This window comes from Noviherbaspirillum soli (assembly GCF_015352955.1).
Classification (GTDB): Bacteria; Pseudomonadota; Gammaproteobacteria; order Burkholderiales; family Burkholderiaceae_D; genus Noviherbaspirillum_A; species Noviherbaspirillum_A soli.
In genome coordinates this window covers 51,915-69,018 of sequence record NZ_JACYOX010000018.1, presented here as the reverse complement: position 1 = coordinate 69,018, position 17,104 = coordinate 51,915, and the positions used below count along the sequence as shown (strand labels likewise).

Genomic DNA, 17,104 nt, shown 5'->3' with positions numbered 1-17,104 from the left:
GATTCAGCCTGACGGCCACGCAATGGCAAGCCGTTTTGCATGCCGCGTCCGGTACCGCCGAATCGCAGTCCGAAAATCAATTTTTCGCGCGCAAACCTGATAAAATGCGCGCACTTTCTGCAACCCCACCCTTTGGAGGCACAACATGTCCGATATCGAAACACGCGTCAAGAAGATCGTCGCTGAACAACTTGGCGTAGCCGAGGCAGACATCAAGACCGAATCTTCTTTCGTTGACGACCTTGGCGCTGATTCGCTCGATACCGTTGAGCTGGTCATGGCTCTGGAAGACGAATTTGAAATGGAAATTCCTGACGAGCAAGCCGAGAAAATCACCACGGTCCAGCAAGCTATCGACTACGCCAAGGCGAACGTCAAGGCCTGATCGAACCAGTTTGAAAGACTCCAGGAGATACGTTTGAGCCGCTCACAACAGCGCCGCGTCGTTATTACTGGTCTGGGATGCATTTCGCCCGTCGGCAATTCGATCGACGATGCGTGGAGCGCCCTGACTGCCGGCACTTCAGGCATCGCAACCATCACGCGCTTCGATGCATCATCCTTCAGCACACGCTTTGCCGGCGAGGTAAAGGGATTCAAGATTGACGACTACATTCCTGCCAAGGAAGCGCGTCACATGGATACCTTCATCCACTATGGCATGGCCGCCGGCATGCAGGCCATGCAGGACAGCGGCCTTGAGGTGACCGAGGCGAACGCGGATCGCATCGGGGTCATTGTCGGCTCTGGCATAGGTGGCTTGCCGATGATCGAGGAAACCCATGCTGAATTGACCAGCCGCGGGCCACGTCGCATCAGCCCGTTCTTTGTGCCAGCGTCGATTATCAACATGATTTCCGGCCACCTCTCCATCAAGTATGGTTTGAAAGGTCCGAATCTGGCGATCGTTACAGCCTGTACCACAGGCTTGCACTGCATCGGCGCCGCAGGCCGGCTTATCGAGTACGGCGATGCGGACGTGATGATTGCAGGCGGCGCCGAATCCACGATTTCCCCGTTGGGCCTGGGTGGCTTCGCTTCTGCAAGAGCCTTGTCGGCCCGGAACGACGACCCATTGACCGCCTCCCGTCCCTGGGACAAGGATCGTGATGGATTCGTGCTTGGCGAAGGCGCTGGCGTGATGGTGCTCGAAGAGTATGAGCATGCCAAGGCCCGTGGTGCACACATCTATGCCGAATTACTCGGTTTTGGCATGAGTGCCGATGCACATCACATGACCGCGCCGCTGGAAGATGGCGATGGTGCGCGTCGTTGCATGCTGGCTGCGATGAAAAACGCGGGTGTCAACGCGGACCAGGTCAACTATGTAAATGCGCACGGCACGTCGACGCCGCTGGGAGATGTCGCCGAGACAATCGCTATCAAGCGTGCACTGGGTGATCATGCGAAAAGCGTCGTCGTCAACTCGACCAAGTCCATGACGGGCCATTTGCTTGGCGGCGCCGGCGGGCTTGAATCGGTCTTTACCGTGCTCGCCGTGCACAAGCAGCTTTCGCCGCCGACAATCAACATCTTTAATCAGGATCCCGCATGCGATCTCGATTACTGTGCCAATGTCGCTCGGGAAATGCCGATCAATGTTGCGGTTAAAAATTCGTTTGGTTTCGGCGGCACAAACGGAACACTTGTTTTCGGCAAGATCTGATATTCAGAACCGCCGCTATCCAGCCAGGCGGTTCTACCAACAACCATGACCATTGCGGTCTCGGTCATGGTTTCTCCCTCCCGCCTGCTCACCATTGCAGTTCGCAGCATGGTCTTGCTGGCCGCCGTGGCACTCTTTCTGACTCTTTCCGTCAACTCGAATTTAAACGCGATTTTCCGCTTTCAAATTTCGCTTGTTGCCTCCATCTTGCTGGGAAGCGCGATATTTCTACTGCGGCGTCCCGGAAAAACGTTCCATATTGATATTTCCGGCATCGGACAAATCCGGTTGACGCAATATAGCGGGGTGTCCATACCATACAAAAATACAGGCATGTCGTTAGACGGTTCATCCGGCCAACTGGTTCAACTGAGTCCGGATTCTATTCTCTGGCCGCATCTGATGTTGTTGCGTCTCAAGACTGCTCAAGGCAGGCTTTTTTCAATTCCTGTCATGAACTACAGTCCGGCCGCCTCGGATTTTGCGCAGTTGCTGGTCTCGTGCAAATGGATTGCTGCTCAGCCGGCCCTTCGTAAAATAAATGATTAACCCGGGTAGAAAATTGAACTTGTTTAATTTCACTGAGTCAACATATCGCCGCATACATGCTGCACAATATCAAGGATTTGCGGATTGACAACCGAACGCGACATTGATCAACTGCTAGTTGAGCGCGTGCAGCGCGGCGACAAAAGAGCGTTCGAGCTATTGGTCTCCAAATATCAACGCAAGCTCATGCGGCTGGTGTCGAGGCTGGTGCGCGACCAGGCTGAAGCGGAAGATGTTGTTCAGGAAGCTTTTATTAAAGCCTATCGTGCATTGCCGCAGTTCCGTGGCGATTCCGCGTTTTATACTTGGTTGTATCGAATTGGAATCAATACCGCGAAGAATTATCTTGTTACTCAGGGCAGGCGCGCCCCGACGTCAACGGAAGCTGATGCAGAAGAAGCCGAAACTTTTGACGATGGAGAGCACCTAAGAGACATCAATACTCCTGAGTCAATGCTGGCCACCAAGCAAATCGCCGAAACGGTGAACGTTGCAATGGATGCCTTGCCTGAGGAATTGCGCATGGCGATTACTTTGCGCGAGATCGAAGGATTGAGCTACGACGAAATCGCCGAAGCAATGGGATGCCCAATCGGCACCGTAAGAAGTCGGATTTTTCGCGCCAGGGAAGCAATTGCCGAAAAGCTGCGACCTCTGCTTGGTACCGCACTGGATAAACGCTGGTAAGAATAAACAGAACAATGAGTTGTTTACAAGGGATTGGTTGTCAGTTTTGGCGAGGTTAATTATGGATACGAAAAGCTTGGCGCAGGAACGGATTTCGGTTTTCGCAGATGGCGAAACCAGCGATGAACAGCTGGAAATCGCGCTGGCAGACCTGCATCAGCATGATGCGAAGGAAACCTGGGATATCTACCACCGGATAGGTGACATCCTGCGTTCAGATGAAATGGATGTCCCGATGAGCGCGGGATTTTCTGCGCGAATGGCGGCCAGCCTCGCGGCCGAGCCCGCCTTGCTCGCGCCCAAACGTACCACCAAGCCTGGCAGGACAGGGGCACGTCGTTTCGCACTGCCCGGTGTCCTTGCCGCGGCTGCCGCCGCAGTGGCGTTCGTTGGCACACCACAGCTCATTGTCGCCTTTCAAGGGCAACCTGCAGCAGCGCCTGCACTGGCTGTCGTTGCGGATGGCGGTGTTGAACGTACTGCACTGACCGCCGGAGCGCGCTCTGGCCAGGTACTCCGCGAACAGGGAATTGATGAATATCTGATGGCGCACCAGCGGTTTTCTCCTTCTGTGTACAGTTCCGCTCAATATGCGCGTTCGGCTACGTTCGCAAACGAATCTGGTAAATAATCTTTATGCGGCGAACACTGGCCCTGTTTAAATTTGTTCTAGCTGTCTCCAGTTTTATCGCCTTCAGTTCGCACGCAGAGCCTGCGCCGACGGGTGAATCCCGCGACGCGCAGGCTTTATTGCGCACCATACAGTCGGCAGCACAAAAACTGAATTACTCCGGCACCTTTGTGTACCAGCAAGGTAGCCAGGTCCGCACTTCCCGTATTACCCACTTGGTAGAGGGCAAGAACGAGATCGAGAAACTCGAGGTCCTGGATGGGCAACCCCGGGAGTACATACGCAGCAATGATGAAATCATTTGCTACGTTCCCGATGCTAAAACCCTGCTGGTCGAGAAACGCGTTGCGCCCGATGTATTTCCAGCCTTGCTTGCGGCCAATGCCGATACGCTTGCCGAACATTACACGGTGCGCAAAGGCGAGTCCGGCAGGGTGGCCGGTTTTGACTGCCAGTCCGTGATCCTCGAACCCAAGGATGATCTCCGCTATGGTTACAAGCTGTGGGCTGAAAAGTCTACTGGGCTGCTGTTGCGGGCGCAGACGATCAACGACGCTGGCGCGGTCGTGGAACAGATATCCTTCACCCAATTGGCAATCGGCAATGTCGATCGGAATCGGGTAAAGCCGAGCTTTATCAATACCCGGGGCTGGCGCGTGGAGAATGCAGTCATGAGCCAGGTTGATCTGTCTAACTGGACAGTGAAGCGGCTGCCCCCTGGCTTCCTGAGGACGCGCGAACTCAGACGCATGGTGTCCGATATCCCGGTACAGCCAGGGATGCCTCCCAGCCAGCGCGAGGTTTCACAGATCGTTTTCTCTGATGGACTTGCCGCCATTTCGGTATTCATCGAGCCCGGAACGCAAAGCCGTACTGAAGGCTCCCTTCAGCAAGGGGCGATGAATATTCTTGGCAAGCGGCAAGGCGAATTTTGGCTTACCATTGTTGGCGAAGTGCCATCGAACGCGATCCGGCAGGTAGCGAATTCCATTGAATATAAACCGAGCAAGTAGCCAAATGAAATCAGCGTATCCCATAAGGCGCCTTCTATCCGTAATGATATTAGGCGCCGTGGGCGCGTTCAGCGCGCCCGTGTCTCCCGTTTTTGCACAGCCTGCAGTTGCAACGCCGTCGGCGGCATTGCCTGACTTTACGGATCTGGTCGACAAAGTCGGACCAGCCGTGGTCAATATCCGGACTACGGAACGGACCAAGATGGGCGCCCAGGGAAATGGCGGTCTTCCCCCGGGAATGGACGATCCAGAAATGCAGGAGTTCTTTCGCCGCTTTTTCGGTGTTCCCATCCCGCGGCAGCAGCCAGAGACGCCACGCGGCCGCCGCCAGGGGCCTCAACAGCAGCAACAGGAGGAGGAAGTGCCGCGCGGTGTCGGTTCCGGGTTCATCATCTCGCCGGACGGCTATGTGCTGACGAATGCGCATGTGGTCGAAGGGGCAGATGAGGTCTATGTGACGCTGACTGACAAGCGCGAGTACAAGGCAAAAATCATCGGTTCGGACAAGCGTACCGATGTCGCCCTGGTCAAGATTGAAGGCAGCAATCTGCCCAGGCTGAACTTTGGCGACTCCAACAAGCTGCGAGTCGGTGAGTGGGTAATCGCGATCGGTTCGCCGTTTGGGCTGGACAACACCGTCACTGCCGGCATCATCTCCGCCAAGGCAAGGGATACCGGCGATTATCTGCCGCTGATTCAGACCGACGTTGCAGTCAATCCTGGCAACTCCGGAGGCCCGCTGATCAATATGCGGGGCGAAGTCATTGGCATAAATTCGCAGATTTACAGCCGCTCGGGCGGTTATATGGGCATCTCATTCGCGGTGCCGATCGACGAAGCCATCCGCGTTTCCGAGCAACTCAAGACCACGGGACGCGTGACGCGTGGCCGCATAGGCGTGCAGATTGGCGAAGTCACCAAGGATGTGGCTGATTCACTGGGCTTGCCCAAGGCGAATGGCGCGCTGGTGCAGCGGGTCGAGCAGGGCGGACCGGCGGAGAAGGGTGGTATCGAGGCGGGCGATATCATCGTCAAATTCAATGGCGCGGCCATCGAGAAATCCAGCGATCTCCCGCGTATGGTGGGCAACACCAAGCCTGGTGCGCGCTCCACCGTGACTGTCTGGCGCAAGGGTGCTGCGCGCGACTTGACCATCAATATCGGCGAGATGGAACCGGATAACAGGGTAGCCAAGGAAGAGGCAAGAAAGCCCAAACCTGAACAGGCAGTCAATACCCTCGGACTGGCGGTGACGGACCTGACCGAAGCGCAGAAGCGGGAGTTGAAGATCGATGGCGGCGCAGTGATCGAAAACGCGGAAGGTGCCGCGGCGCGTGCAGGCTTGCGTCCCGGTGACATCGTTCTGCGGATCAACAACACCGACGTCAAGGATGGAAAGCAGTTCAACGCGCTGGTTTCCAAGCTCGAGCCCAAGAAGACGGTGCTCCTGCTCGTCAGGCGCGGCGAAGCCTCCCAGTTCGTGACCATCAAACCAAACGGGCAATAAGCTTCGGCACAGCAGGCCGCACACCGGGTGCAGCCTGCTGCTTTCTTGCGAAACACTTACTTCCTAACGTCATATCCAGCCCTCGATCACAACCGCACTTGAACGATTTCATTCTCTATTCACGGTCCTATTGCCATCTATGCGACGACATGCTTGCGGCGCTACGTGCCCATCCGCAGGCAAGCCAGTTTCATGTCAGAGTAATGGATGTTGATGAGGACGACGATCTCGTACGTCAGTACGATGAGCTGGTGCCAGTGTTAATTGGCATAAAGCCTGATGGTTCCGAGGTCAGGATCTGCCACTATTTCCTCGATCAGGAAGCGCTGAACGCTCTCCTTTCTCCCTGAACGCCAAGTTTCCGCATCGTCACTGTGTGAAATCCGGTAAAATGCGGCGCTGAATAACCATACTGTAGCAAGGCGCTCGCCTGGGGAGAGCTTCCCCCTCAGAGCGCCTTTTTTGTAATTGGCATCTTGTTAATGAATAACATACGCAATTTCTCGATCATCGCGCATATCGACCACGGAAAATCCACGCTGGCCGACCGCATCATTCAGCTCTGCGGCGGCTTGTCGGACCGTGAAATGGAAGCGCAAGTCCTTGATTCGATGGATCTCGAGCGCGAGCGGGGCATCACCATCAAGGCGCAGACGGCGGCGCTGTCGTACAAGGCGCGCGATGGCCAGATCTACAACCTCAACCTGATCGACACGCCAGGCCACGTTGACTTCAGTTATGAAGTCAGCCGTTCCCTGTCCGCCTGTGAGGGCGCATTGCTGGTCGTGGATGCATCCCAGGGCGTGGAAGCGCAGACGGTGGCAAATTGTTATACGGCTTTGGATCTCGGTGTGGAAGTGGTGCCGGTTCTTAACAAGATCGATCTGCCATCCGCCGATCCGGATAATGCCAAGGGCGAAATCGAAGAGGTGATCGGGATTGATGCAAGCGACGCCGTGCTGTGCTCCGCCAAGAGCGGTCTGGGCGTCGAGGATGTGCTGGAATCATTGATTGCGAAAGTGCCGCCGCCCAAGGGCGACCCGGATGCGCCGCTTCAGGCGCTGATTGTCGACTCCTGGTTCGACAACTATGTCGGCGTGGTAATGCTGGTCAGGGTGATGAATGGCACCCTGCGTCCCAAGGACAAGATCCTGCTGATGGCGACCGGGGCCCAGCATCTGGTGGAAAGCGTCGGCGTCTTCACGCCCAAATCGGTTGCACGGGAAACCCTGTCGGCTGGTCAGGTAGGCTTCATCATCGCCGGCATCAAGGAATTGAAAGCGGCCAAGGTCGGTGACACCGTGACCCTGGCGACCAAGCCGGCGCCGGCGCCGCTGCCTGGTTTCAAGGAAGTCCAGCCGCAGGTGTTTGCCGGCCTGTTCCCGGTCGAGGCAAACCAGTACGACGCGCTGCGCGACTCGCTCGAGAAACTCAAGCTCAACGATGCCGCGCTGATGTATGAGCCGGAAGTGTCGCAGGCACTGGGTTTCGGTTTCCGCTGCGGCTTCCTCGGACTGCTGCACATGGAGATCGTGCAGGAGCGCCTGGAACGCGAGTTTGGCATGGACCTGATTACCACGGCGCCCACGGTGGTCTATGAGGTTATCCTGCGCGATGGCTCCACGCTGATGGTGGACAATCCGTCCAAGATGCCGGAACCGTCCAAGATCGAGGAAATCCGGGAACCTATCGTCACCGTGAACCTATACATGCCGCAGGAGTATGTAGGTTCGGTCATTACCCTCTGTACGCAGAAGCGGGGCGTGCAGACCAATATGAGCTACCACGGCAAGCAGGTGCAGCTGACCTATGAAATGCCGATGGCGGAGATAGTGCTGGACTTCTTTGACCGATTGAAATCGACCTCCCGCGGCTACGCCTCGATGGATTACGAATTCAAGGAATACCGCGCGTCGGATGTGGTGAAGGTCGACATGCTGATCAACAGCGAAAAGGTGGATGCGCTGGCAATTATCGTGCACCGTGCAAACAGTCAGTATCGTGGCCGCGCAGTGGCAGCCAAAATGCGCGAGCTGATCCCGCGCCAGATGTTTGACGTGGCAATTCAGGCAGCCATCGGCTCCAACATTATTTCCCGTGAAAACGTCAAGGCCTTGCGCAAGAACGTTCTGGCCAAATGCTATGGCGGCGACATCAGCCGCAAGCGCAAGCTGCTCGAAAAGCAGAAAGCCGGCAAGAAACGCATGAAGCAAGTGGGATCCGTCGAAATTCCGCAAGAAGCTTTCCTGGCAATTTTACAAGTGGACGAGAAATGACATTGCAAGCATTGTTGGGAAACTTTGCGCTGATTCTGTTTGTGCTGACGGTAGCGACCGGCATCGTCTGGTTTCTGGATGTGTTTTATCTGTCCAGGCAGCGCCGGGCGCGTGCTGACGCTGCCCTGGCCGAATTCGATGCCCGCAATGCACGGCTTGCCGCCGACGGCATGCCTCAGGAAACGCATGGGCGTAGCGCCATCGCCGAGCGTTTGCTGAAGCAACCGACCTGGGTGGAATATTCCGGCAGCTTTTTTCCGGTCATTGCTCTCGTTTTTATCTTGCGCTCCTTTCTTTTCGAGCCATTCAAGATTCCTTCGAGTTCGATGGTGCCGACGCTGCAGATCGGCGATCTGATACTTGTGAATAAATTCACTTACGGCATCCGGCTGCCGGTGGTAAACAAGAAGATCATCGACATCAATACGCCGCAGCGCGGCGACGTGATGGTCTTTAAGTATCCGAAAGACATATCCCTCGATTACATCAAGCGGGTGGTGGGTGTGCCCGGCGACCGGGTCGAGTACCGGAATAAAAAGCTCATCATCAACGGCAAAGACGTTTCCTACAAGCAGCTTCCTGATTATCTGGATGAAGAGCACCTGACGTATTCGAAACAGTTCGAGGAAAACCTGACCGGGGTGGCGCACCGCATTCTGAACGACGACAGGGCGCCCGCTTATGTGCCGAATCCGGATGCCTTTCCGCGCAAGGAACTGTGCAGCTACAACTCGGAAGGATTCGTGTGCACAGTGCCTGCTGGACATTATTTTATGATGGGCGATAATCGAGATAATAGTCTGGATAGTCGATACTGGGGATTCGTACCGGACGAATACATCGTGGGCAAGGCATTTTTTGTCTGGATGAACCTTGGCAATCTGAAGCGGATAGGCAGTTTTCATTAGGCACGGCGGGAGCGAATCAATGAAAGTGTGGTCAAAGAAAAACCAGTACGGCATCTCGCTGACCGGCCTGATTTTTTTGCTCGCGGTGCTCGGCTTTATTGGCGTTCTGGCTTTGCGCATCGTGCCATCGGTGACGGAATACATGGCGGTCAAGAAGGCTATCTCCGCAGCCAGAGTGGCCGGAACGACGCCTCAGGAAATCCGGTCGGCGTTCGATCGTCATGCCGAGATTGCTTACATCCGTTCCATCAGCGGCAAAGACCTGGACATCAGCAAGGAAAACGACGTCAGTTTCTCTTATCAGAAAGTAATACATCTGGCCGGTCCGGCGAGCCTGGTGCTGGACTATGAAGGAAGCACTTCATCCAATCCGGCGTCCAGGAAGGCCGAATAGCAGGCACCTCACACCAACATGATGGATTTGACATTACTGCAGAACAGGCTGGGCCACACGTTCAAGGACGCCGCGCTATTGCAGCAGGCACTGACGCATCGCAGCCATAGCAGTCTGCATAATGAGCGGCTTGAGTTTCTTGGTGATTCGATACTGAACTGCGTGGTTGCTTCTCTGCTTTTCGAGCGGTACACGAAAATCGACGAAGGCGACCTTTCCCGGCTGCGCGCCAATCTCGTCAAGCAGCAATCCCTGTACGAAATCGCGCAAAAGCTCGAGCTGTCGCATTTTCTGCGCCTGGGCGAGGGAGAACTGAAGTCCGGCGGCTTCCGGCGGCCGTCCATCCTGGCCGACACGCTGGAAGCCCTGTTTGGCGCCGTGTTCCTCGACGCCGGCTTTGAAGCGGCGCGCAAGGTGATACGCACGCTGTATATCTCGATCCTCGATACCGTCGACCCGAAGACGCTGGGCAAGGATGCTAAGACACTGTTGCAGGAATTTCTCCAGGGGAAAAAGATCGCGCTGCCGCAATACAACGTGGTGGCGACGCACGGCGCGGCGCACAGCCAGGAGTTCGAAATCGAATGCCTGGTGCCCAAGCTGGACATCCAGGTATTCGGCACTGGCGGAAGCCGGCGCGCTGGCGAGCAGGCTGCCGCCAAGCTGGCGCTGGAAGCCGTACAGAAGGCCCTGACGAAATCTCCCGCCGGCGCGCGCAAGAGCAGGCCGCGCGCCTCCCAGTTGAAGCTGGCCGGCATTGCCACGGTGCAAGCCGAATTGCCGATAGACGAGGCCGTGCCGGAAAAGACAGCGCCATCTCGGGCCGAAGTCGGCCAGAAGCAAGCTGCACAGCCGACCGACGAAGGCGCACCCGGCCAGCCATTGGCCCCTACCCATACCAAGACCGCATGACAGAATCTGTTGCAACACCCGCGTTTCGCTGCGGTTACATCGCCATCGTGGGCCGGCCGAATGTCGGCAAATCCACCCTGATGAATGCGCTGATTGGCGCCAAGGTCAGCATTACCTCGCGCAAGGCGCAGACCACGCGCCACCGCATCACCGGGATCCAGACATCCGAGCGGGCGCAGTTCATCTATGTCGATACGCCCGGTTTCCAGACCCGGCATGCCAATGCGCTGAACAAGAAACTCAATCGCACGGTAAGCGATACCCTGACTGCGTCGGATGTGATCCTGTTCGTCGTGGAGGCTGGCACCTGGGGGCAGCCCGACCAGCAGGTGCTGGACCTGATCCCGGCCAATGTGCCCTGCATTCTGGTGATCAACAAGTCGGATTATGTGAAAGACAAGAAGGCGCTGATGCCGTTTGCCCAGAAAGTGGCCAGCCTGCATGCCTTCGCCGCCGTGGTGCCGGTCTCCGCCAAGCAGCGTTTTCAGCTGCAATACCTGCAGGATGAAATCGAGCAGCGCCTGCCCGAGAATGAGCCGATTTTCGATGCCGATGACATCACCGATCGCAGCGAGAAATTCCTGGCCGCGGAGATCGTGCGGGAAAAGGTGTTCCGCTTCGTCGGCGAGGAGCTGCCTTATACCAGCACGGTGCTGATCGAGAAGTTCGAGCAGGAAGGCAATCTGCGCCGTGTGTTCGCCGCCATCCTGGTCGAGCGCGACAGCCACAAGGCCATGCTGATCGGCCAGAAGGGCGCCAGGCTGAAGGAAATCTCCACCCAGTCCCGGCTCGATATGGAAAAACTGTTCGGCGGCCCGGTGTATCTGGAAATCTGGGTCAAGGTCAAATCGGGCTGGGCTGACAACGAAGCCGGCCTGCGGGCTTATGGTTATGAATAGGCCACGGCGATGGATGCGGATCGCCAGCTAGACCAGGACGGGCATGTTGCGGAGCGCAGGGCGGCAGCGCCTGCCGTCAAGTCCAGCGCTGCGCCCGCCAGGCGGCCACGTACGCCGGAGCGGGACATGCGGGTGGCCGAGCAGCCGGCCTTCGTGCTGCACAGCTATCCCTACAAGGAAACCAGCCTGATCGTCGATGTGCTGTCGCGCGACTATGGGCGGGTGGCGCTGGTCGCCAAGGGGGCCAAGCGGCCGCATTCCAAGCTGCGGGGCGTCCTGCAAACCTTCCAGCCGCTGTCGGTGGGCTGGAGCGGCAAATCCGAAGTGCGCAACCTGACGGCGGCCGAATGGCTGGGCGGCCTGCTGCCGCTGGAGAAGTCCGCCTTGCTGTGCGGCTTTTATCTCAATGAACTGCTGGTCAAGCTGCTGGCGAGGGACGACCCCCATCCGGCGCTGTTCGATCACTATGTGGAAGCGCTGAACAGGCTGGCGCATGGGGAAGCGGCCCCCATCGTACTGCGGCGCTTCGAACTGGCGCTGCTGCGCGAGACCGGCGTGGCCGGCGACATCGCGGTCGATGCAACGACGCGCCAGCCAGTCGAGCCGGAAGGCTGGTATGTGGTCGATCCCGAGCGCGGCCCGCGGCCCGCTCTGCCTTCCGATACCTGGCCGCGGGTGGCGGGCAAGACGCTGCAGGACATGCAGCGCGGCGACTATGCCGATGCGGCGACCCAGTCGCAAAGCAAGTTCCTGATGCGTTTCCTGCTGGCCCATCACCTGGGCGGCGCACCGCTCAATACCCGCCAGATCCTGCTCGATCTGATGCAGTTGTAAAACCCTACTTTCAGGATCCGTCTCCCATGAGTTATCTGCAACCGGCCAGTCAGGTCATTGAACTGGGTGTCAATATCGACCACGTCGCCACGGTGCGCAATGCGCGCGGCACGGTGTATCCCGATCCGCTGCGCGCCGCCTTGCTGGCCGAGGAAGCCGGCGCCGACCTGATCACGCTGCACCTGCGCGAAGACCGGCGGCATATCCGCGATGCCGACGTGCAGGCGATTCGTCCGCGCCTGGTGACTCGGATGAATCTCGAATGTGCGGTGACGCAGGAAATGCTGGATATTGCCTGCACAATACGGCCGCAGGATGTGTGCCTGGTGCCGGAGCGGCGCGAGGAGGTCACGACCGAGGGCGGACTGGATGTGCGCCGTTATTTCCCGGCTGTCCAGGCGGCGGTGCGGCAACTGCAGGCCGAAGGCATACGCGTGAGCCTGTTCATCGACGCCGATCCGGACCAGATCGCGGCATCTTCGGAAGCGGGTGCCTCGGTCATCGAGCTGCACACCGGCCGTTATGCGGATGCCGAAGGCAACAGCCAGCAACGGGAACTGGAACGCATCCGGGCAGGCGTGGCGCACGGCATCCGTCATGGCCTGAAGGTCAATGCCGGGCACGGCCTGCACTACACCAATGTGCAGGCGATTGCCGAGATTGCCGAGATTGCCGAATTGAATATCGGCCATGCGATCGTTGCGCAGGCGGTATTCGATGGCTGGCAGAAAGCGGTGCGCGACATGAAAGCCATCATGGTGGCCGCCCGCCGCGGCGGCATCGCGCCATGATCTACGGCATCGGCACCGACATCATCCAGATCAGCCGGATCGAGGCGGCGCTGGCCCGCAACGGCGACCGCTTCGCGCAGCGCATACTCGGGCCGGAAGAGTACGCCAAATACCAGCGCCGGCGCGACAAGGTGGCGGTGCGCGGCATCCGTTTCCTGGCGACCCGCTTTGCCGCCAAGGAAGCCTTTTCCAAGGCGATTGGCCTGGGCATGCGCATGCCCATGACCTGGCGCGGTGTGCAATTCCTGAATGCGCCAAGCGGGCGGCCGATCGCGGTAGCCAGCGGGGTACTGAAACAATATATGGACAACAACGGCCTGAGCGCGCAGGTCACGCTGACAGACGAGGCCGATTACGCGGTGGCCTTCGTGATCCTGGAGAAAAACGCATGAGTGCAGCAGATCAATCGCCGGTGGCAGGAAAGCGGCTCGGACCGGTAATGCTGGATGTGGTGGGGCTGACGCTCACCGAGGACGATGCGCGCCGCATCCGGCATCCGCTGACGGGCGGCGTGATCCTGTTCGCACGCAACTTCACGGACCGTGCACAGCTCTGTGCGCTTACCAAAGCCATCCATGCAGTGCGGCCGGGCGTGCTGATTGCCGTCGACCACGAAGGCGGGCGGGTGCAGCGCTTCCGCACCGACGGTTTCACTCATTTGCCAGCGATGCGCCTGGTGGGCCAACTCTGGGATAAGGATCCGGAAGCGGCGGCGCGCGCCGCCACCGCGGTCGGCTTCGTGCTTGCTTCGGAATTGCGGGCCTGCGGCGTCGATCTGTCCTTTACCCCCGTGCTTGACCTCGACTACGGCGGCTCCAGCGTGATCGGCGACCGCGCCCTCCATCATGATCCGCGCGCGGTGGCGCAGTTGGCCAAGAGCCTGAATCATGGATTGGCCCTGGCTGGCATGGCCAATTGCGGCAAGCATTTTCCTGGACATGGCTATGTCGCCGCGGACTCCCACGTGGCGGTGCCGGTGGATCAACGCAGCCTGGAAGACATCATCGCAAGGGATGCCATGCCGTACGACTGGCTGGGCATGAGCCTGTCTGCCGTGATGCCGGCCCATGTGATCTATCCGCAGGTCGACAGCCAGCCGGCCGGGTTTTCGCGCCGCTGGCTTACGCTGCTGCGGGAGCAGATCGGCTTCCAGGGCGTGATCTTCAGCGATGACCTGAGCATGGAAGGCGCCAGCGTCGCCGGCACGGTAACCGACGCGGCCCGGGCGGCCCTGGATGCCGGCTGTGACATGGTCCTGATCTGCAATTCGCCGGACAAGGCCGGCCAGTTGCTGGCGCAGTTGCCGCCCGATGCCGGCAGCGCCCGATCGGCTGCGCGCATCGACGGCTTGCTGGCGCGGGGGAGCGCCCCCACCTGGGAGGCATTGCAGCAAGATGCGCGCTACCTGGCCGCGCGCGAACTCGCGCTTTCCCTGCGCGCCATGTAAAGGTGCTTGCCGATTCCGACCTGGATTTGTTGATGAATGATGTCCGACCCGACCACCCCTGATCCACGCGCCGTCGTCCTCGATACGGTCAGCAAGCTGCCGCATCTGCCCGGGGTGTACCGCTATTTCGACACTGAGAACAATCTTCTCTATGTCGGCAAGGCACGCGACCTGAAGAAACGGGTGTCGAGCTATTTCCAGAAAACCCATTCGAGCCCGCGCACGGCGATGATGGTCGAGCGCATCGCGCGCATGGAGACCACCGTGACCCGCAGCGAGGCGGAAGCGCTGCTGCTGGAAAACAACCTGATCAAGACGCTGCAGCCGCGCTACAACATCCTGTTCCGCGACGACAAGTCCTATCCTTACCTGAAACTGACCGGGCAGGACTTTCCCCGCATGGCCTACTATCGCGGCGCGGTGGACAAGAAAAACCAGTATTTCGGGCCTTTCCCGAGCGCCTGGGCGGTGAAGGAGTCGATGCAGATCCTGCAGAAGATCTTCCTGCTGCGCACCTGCGAGGATTCGGTCTTTGCCAACCGGACCCGGCCCTGCCTATTGCATCAGATTCACCGCTGCAGCGGGCCGTGCGTCAACCTGATCAGCAAGGAAGACTATGCGGCCGACGTCGAGAATGCCGCCAACTTCCTGCGCGGCCGTCAGAATGAACTGATGGCCAGCCTCGAGAAGAAGATGCATGCCTATGCGGCCGACCTGCACTTCGAGCAGGCGGCAGCCGTGCGCAACCAGATCAGCGCGCTGTCGCGGGTACTGCAGAAGCAGACCATGGAAACCGGCAGCGATGCCGACATCGACATCATCGCGGTGCTGGTGCAGGGCGGCCGTGCTTGCGTCAATCTGGCGATGGTGCGCGGCGGCCGGCACTTGGGCGACCGCTCCTATTTCCCGCTGCATCTGGAAAACGGCATGAATGCCAGCGACGAGCCGGTCGAGCAGGAAGTGCTGAAAGCCTTTCTGGCCCAGCATTATCTGGACAAGTTCATCCCGGCGACCCTGGTGCTGAACATGGAGCTGAACGAACCGGAACTGATGGTGGCGCTGATGGAGCAATGCGGCCATCGCATCAACCTGGTATTCCAGCCGCAGGGCCAGCGCCGACAGTGGCTGGAGATGGCGCAGAAGGGCGCCGAAATCGCGCTGGCCAGGCTGCTGTCCGAGCAGGGCTCGCAGCAGGCGCGCACCCGGTCCCTGGTCGAGGCGCTGGCGCTGGAAAGCGAGGACATCGAAACCCTGCGCATCGAATGCTTCGACATCAGCCACACCCAGGGCGAGGCAACCCAGGCTTCCTGCGTCGTGTTCCATCATCATGCGATGCAGAACGGCGAATACCGCCGCTACAACATCAATGACATCACGCCTGGCGACGACTATGCGGCAATGCGCCAGGTGCTGATGCGGCGCTACGAAAAGGTGGCCAATGGCGATGGCGTGATGCCGGACATCGTGCTGGTTGACGGCGGCAAGGGACAAGTGGAGATGGCGCGCCAGGTGTTCGAGGAACTTGGGCTGGACATCAGCCAGATTGTCGGCGTGGCCAAAGGGGAGGGCAGGAAGGTCGGCCTGGAAACGCTGATCTTCGCCGACGGCCGCGCACCCCAGGAACTCGGGCGCGACTCGGCGGCGCTGATGCTGATCGCCCAGATCCGCGACGAGGCGCATCGTTTCGCCATCACCGGCATGCGCGCCAAGCGGGCCAAGGCGCGCCAGACCTCGCGGCTGGAGGAAATCGAGGGCATAGGCGCCAAGCGCAGGCAGAAGTTGCTGGCGCGTTTCGGCGGCCTGCGCGGCGTAATGGCCGCCAGCGTCGAGGACCTGGCGTCCGTCGATGGCATTTCACGTCAGCTTGCGGAAGACATTTACCGGCAACTCCATTAAATTACGGCCTGCGTCGCCACCGCGTTCGCGCGCCGCCAACCTTTTACAACAAGAACTGACTTATGCCGCTGAATATTCCGATTCTGCTCACCTGGCTGCGCGTCGCCATGATTCCCCTGATCGTTGGCGTGTTTTATCTGCCAGACAGCTGGATCTCGCTCTTCGACAAGGGCGTGGCGTCCACCGCCATCTTCATTGCCGCCGCCGTTACGGACTGGTTCGACGGCTACCTGGCGCGGCGCTGGAATGAAACCTCGGCTTTCGGCGCCTTCCTCGATCCGGTTGCCGACAAGCTGATGGTGGCCGGCGCATTGCTGCTGCTGGTGCAGCTGGGCCGCGCCGACTCGATCCTGGCCTTCATCATCATCGGCCGCGAAATCGCGATTTCCGCCTTGCGCGAATGGATGGCGCAGATCGGCGCCTCCAAATCGGTGGCGGTCAGTTCGATCGGCAAGATCAAGACGACTGCCCAGATGATGGCGATTCCGATGCTGTTGTACTACGGTGAGTTGTTCGGCGCGATCGACACCGGTTTCTGGGGCCAGATCCTGCTGGTGATCGCCGCGCTGCTGACCGTTTGGTCGATGTTCTACTACCTGCGCAAGGCATGGCCGCTGATACAGGCGACCGAGCGGGCCCAGTCGTCCGGAATAAAATGATGCGTGCTTGACACACAAGTTCAAATCTCTATAAT

19 protein-coding genes are annotated in these 17,104 nt (G+C 58.9%); all 19 read left to right on the top strand.

The genetic code is table 11. The features are described from left to right. Positions 1–145: 145 nt before the first annotated feature. A complete protein-coding gene (gene acpP, locus IGW04_RS14310) occupies positions 146–385 on the top strand; it encodes an acyl carrier protein (protein ID WP_194713752.1) in 240 nt (79 codons plus the stop codon). Between the two features lie 33 nt (positions 386–418). After that, positions 419–1,666, top strand: a complete 1,248-nt coding sequence (gene fabF / locus IGW04_RS14305; RefSeq protein WP_194713751.1) for a beta-ketoacyl-ACP synthase II — start codon at positions 419–421, stop codon at positions 1,664–1,666. A gap of 45 nt (positions 1,667–1,711) precedes the next feature. After that, on the top strand, positions 1,712–2,215 hold the full coding sequence (locus IGW04_RS14300; protein WP_194713750.1) for a hypothetical protein: 504 nt from the start codon (positions 1,712–1,714) through the stop codon (positions 2,213–2,215). A gap of 84 nt (positions 2,216–2,299) precedes the next feature. Continuing rightward, positions 2,300–2,902, top strand: coding sequence for an RNA polymerase sigma factor RpoE (rpoE, locus tag IGW04_RS14295; RefSeq protein WP_194713749.1), 603 nt, complete (start codon positions 2,300–2,302; stop codon positions 2,900–2,902). Between the two features lie 61 nt (positions 2,903–2,963). Further along, positions 2,964–3,533: a sigma-E factor negative regulatory protein gene (locus IGW04_RS14290; protein WP_194713748.1), complete on the top strand. Its 570-nt coding sequence runs from the start codon at positions 2,964–2,966 to the stop codon at positions 3,531–3,533. Between the two features lie 5 nt (positions 3,534–3,538). Continuing rightward, entirely contained in the window at positions 3,539–4,546 is a 1,008-nt protein-coding gene (locus IGW04_RS14285) for a MucB/RseB C-terminal domain-containing protein (RefSeq protein ID WP_194713747.1), read from the top strand. 43 nt (positions 4,547–4,589) lie between these two features. Then, entirely contained in the window at positions 4,590–6,053 is a 1,464-nt protein-coding gene (locus tag IGW04_RS14280; RefSeq protein WP_228527097.1) for a DegQ family serine endoprotease, read from the top strand. Positions 6,054–6,151: 98 nt separating this feature from the next. Next, positions 6,152–6,403, top strand: coding sequence for a glutaredoxin family protein (locus IGW04_RS14275; RefSeq protein WP_194713745.1), 252 nt, complete (start codon positions 6,152–6,154; stop codon positions 6,401–6,403). Between the two features lie 132 nt (positions 6,404–6,535). Further along, a complete protein-coding gene (gene lepA, locus IGW04_RS14270) occupies positions 6,536–8,329 on the top strand; it encodes a translation elongation factor 4 (protein ID WP_194713744.1) in 1,794 nt (597 codons plus the stop codon). Next, positions 8,326–9,237, top strand: a complete 912-nt coding sequence (lepB, locus tag IGW04_RS14265) for a signal peptidase I (RefSeq protein WP_194713743.1) — start codon at positions 8,326–8,328, stop codon at positions 9,235–9,237. Before lepA ends, lepB begins: the two co-directional genes overlap by 4 nt. Positions 9,238–9,256: 19 nt before the next feature. Beyond that, positions 9,257–9,631 (top strand): DUF4845 domain-containing protein, encoded by a 375-nt coding sequence (locus IGW04_RS14260; protein WP_194713742.1) that lies wholly within the window; start codon positions 9,257–9,259, stop codon positions 9,629–9,631. Positions 9,632–9,652: 21 nt separating this feature from the next. Beyond that, entirely contained in the window at positions 9,653–10,543 is an 891-nt protein-coding gene (rnc, locus tag IGW04_RS14255; protein WP_228527103.1) for a ribonuclease III, read from the top strand. After that, entirely contained in the window at positions 10,540–11,442 is a 903-nt protein-coding gene (gene era / locus IGW04_RS14250) for a GTPase Era (RefSeq protein WP_194713741.1), read from the top strand. The genes rnc and era overlap by 4 nt, the downstream gene beginning before the upstream one ends. Before the next feature lie 9 nt (positions 11,443–11,451). Further along, positions 11,452–12,276, top strand: coding sequence for a DNA repair protein RecO (gene recO / locus IGW04_RS14245; RefSeq protein ID WP_194713740.1), 825 nt, complete (start codon positions 11,452–11,454; stop codon positions 12,274–12,276). Between the two features lie 26 nt (positions 12,277–12,302). Then, a complete protein-coding gene (locus IGW04_RS14240) occupies positions 12,303–13,067 on the top strand; it encodes a pyridoxine 5'-phosphate synthase (RefSeq protein ID WP_194713739.1) in 765 nt (254 codons plus the stop codon). Then, positions 13,064–13,459 carry a holo-ACP synthase gene (gene acpS, locus IGW04_RS14235; RefSeq protein WP_194713738.1) on the top strand — a complete coding sequence of 132 codons (396 nt, stop codon included), beginning with the start codon at positions 13,064–13,066 and terminating at the stop codon, positions 13,457–13,459. The genes IGW04_RS14240 and acpS overlap by 4 nt, the downstream gene beginning before the upstream one ends. Then, positions 13,456–14,514, top strand: coding sequence for a beta-N-acetylhexosaminidase (gene nagZ, locus IGW04_RS14230; protein WP_228527096.1), 1,059 nt, complete (start codon positions 13,456–13,458; stop codon positions 14,512–14,514). Before acpS ends, nagZ begins: the two co-directional genes overlap by 4 nt. A gap of 39 nt (positions 14,515–14,553) precedes the next feature. Next, the gene (uvrC, locus tag IGW04_RS14225) at positions 14,554–16,410 is read left to right on the top strand and encodes an excinuclease ABC subunit UvrC (protein WP_194713796.1); all 1,857 of its coding nucleotides are present in this window, start codon (positions 14,554–14,556) and stop codon (positions 16,408–16,410) included. Between the two features lie 62 nt (positions 16,411–16,472). Beyond that, complete coding sequence (pgsA, locus tag IGW04_RS14220; protein ID WP_194713737.1) at positions 16,473–17,069, top strand: CDP-diacylglycerol--glycerol-3-phosphate 3-phosphatidyltransferase; 597 nt, start codon at positions 16,473–16,475, stop codon at positions 17,067–17,069. Positions 17,070–17,104: the final 35 nt, after the last annotated feature.

Bases quoted from the DNA above. Each gene is read 5' to 3' on its own strand.
- IGW04_RS14260 (WP_194713742.1), top strand. From the start codon at position 9,257: ATGAAAGTGTGGTCAAAGAAAAACCAGTACGGCATCTCGCTGACCGGC.
- nagZ (WP_228527096.1), top strand. From the start codon at position 13,456: ATGAGTGCAGCAGATCAATCGCCGGTGGCAGGAAAGCGGCTCGGACCG.
- lepB (WP_194713743.1), top strand. From the start codon at position 8,326: ATGACATTGCAAGCATTGTTGGGAAACTTTGCGCTGATTCTGTTTGTG.
- IGW04_RS14240 (WP_194713739.1), top strand. From the start codon at position 12,303: ATGAGTTATCTGCAACCGGCCAGTCAGGTCATTGAACTGGGTGTCAAT.
- recO (WP_194713740.1), top strand. From the start codon at position 11,452: ATGGATGCGGATCGCCAGCTAGACCAGGACGGGCATGTTGCGGAGCGC.
- IGW04_RS14285 (WP_194713747.1), top strand. From the start codon at position 3,539: ATGCGGCGAACACTGGCCCTGTTTAAATTTGTTCTAGCTGTCTCCAGT.
- era (WP_194713741.1), top strand. From the start codon at position 10,540: ATGACAGAATCTGTTGCAACACCCGCGTTTCGCTGCGGTTACATCGCC.
- IGW04_RS14280 (WP_228527097.1), top strand. From the start codon at position 4,590: ATGATATTAGGCGCCGTGGGCGCGTTCAGCGCGCCCGTGTCTCCCGTT.
- pgsA (WP_194713737.1), top strand. From the start codon at position 16,473: ATGCCGCTGAATATTCCGATTCTGCTCACCTGGCTGCGCGTCGCCATG.
- lepA (WP_194713744.1), top strand. From the start codon at position 6,536: ATGAATAACATACGCAATTTCTCGATCATCGCGCATATCGACCACGGA.
- uvrC (WP_194713796.1), top strand. From the start codon at position 14,554: ATGTCCGACCCGACCACCCCTGATCCACGCGCCGTCGTCCTCGATACG.
- acpS (WP_194713738.1), top strand. From the start codon at position 13,064: ATGATCTACGGCATCGGCACCGACATCATCCAGATCAGCCGGATCGAG.
- rnc (WP_228527103.1), top strand. From the start codon at position 9,653: ATGGATTTGACATTACTGCAGAACAGGCTGGGCCACACGTTCAAGGAC.
- acpP (WP_194713752.1), top strand. From the start codon at position 146: ATGTCCGATATCGAAACACGCGTCAAGAAGATCGTCGCTGAACAACTT.
- IGW04_RS14300 (WP_194713750.1), top strand. From the start codon at position 1,712: ATGACCATTGCGGTCTCGGTCATGGTTTCTCCCTCCCGCCTGCTCACC.
- IGW04_RS14290 (WP_194713748.1), top strand. From the start codon at position 2,964: ATGGATACGAAAAGCTTGGCGCAGGAACGGATTTCGGTTTTCGCAGAT.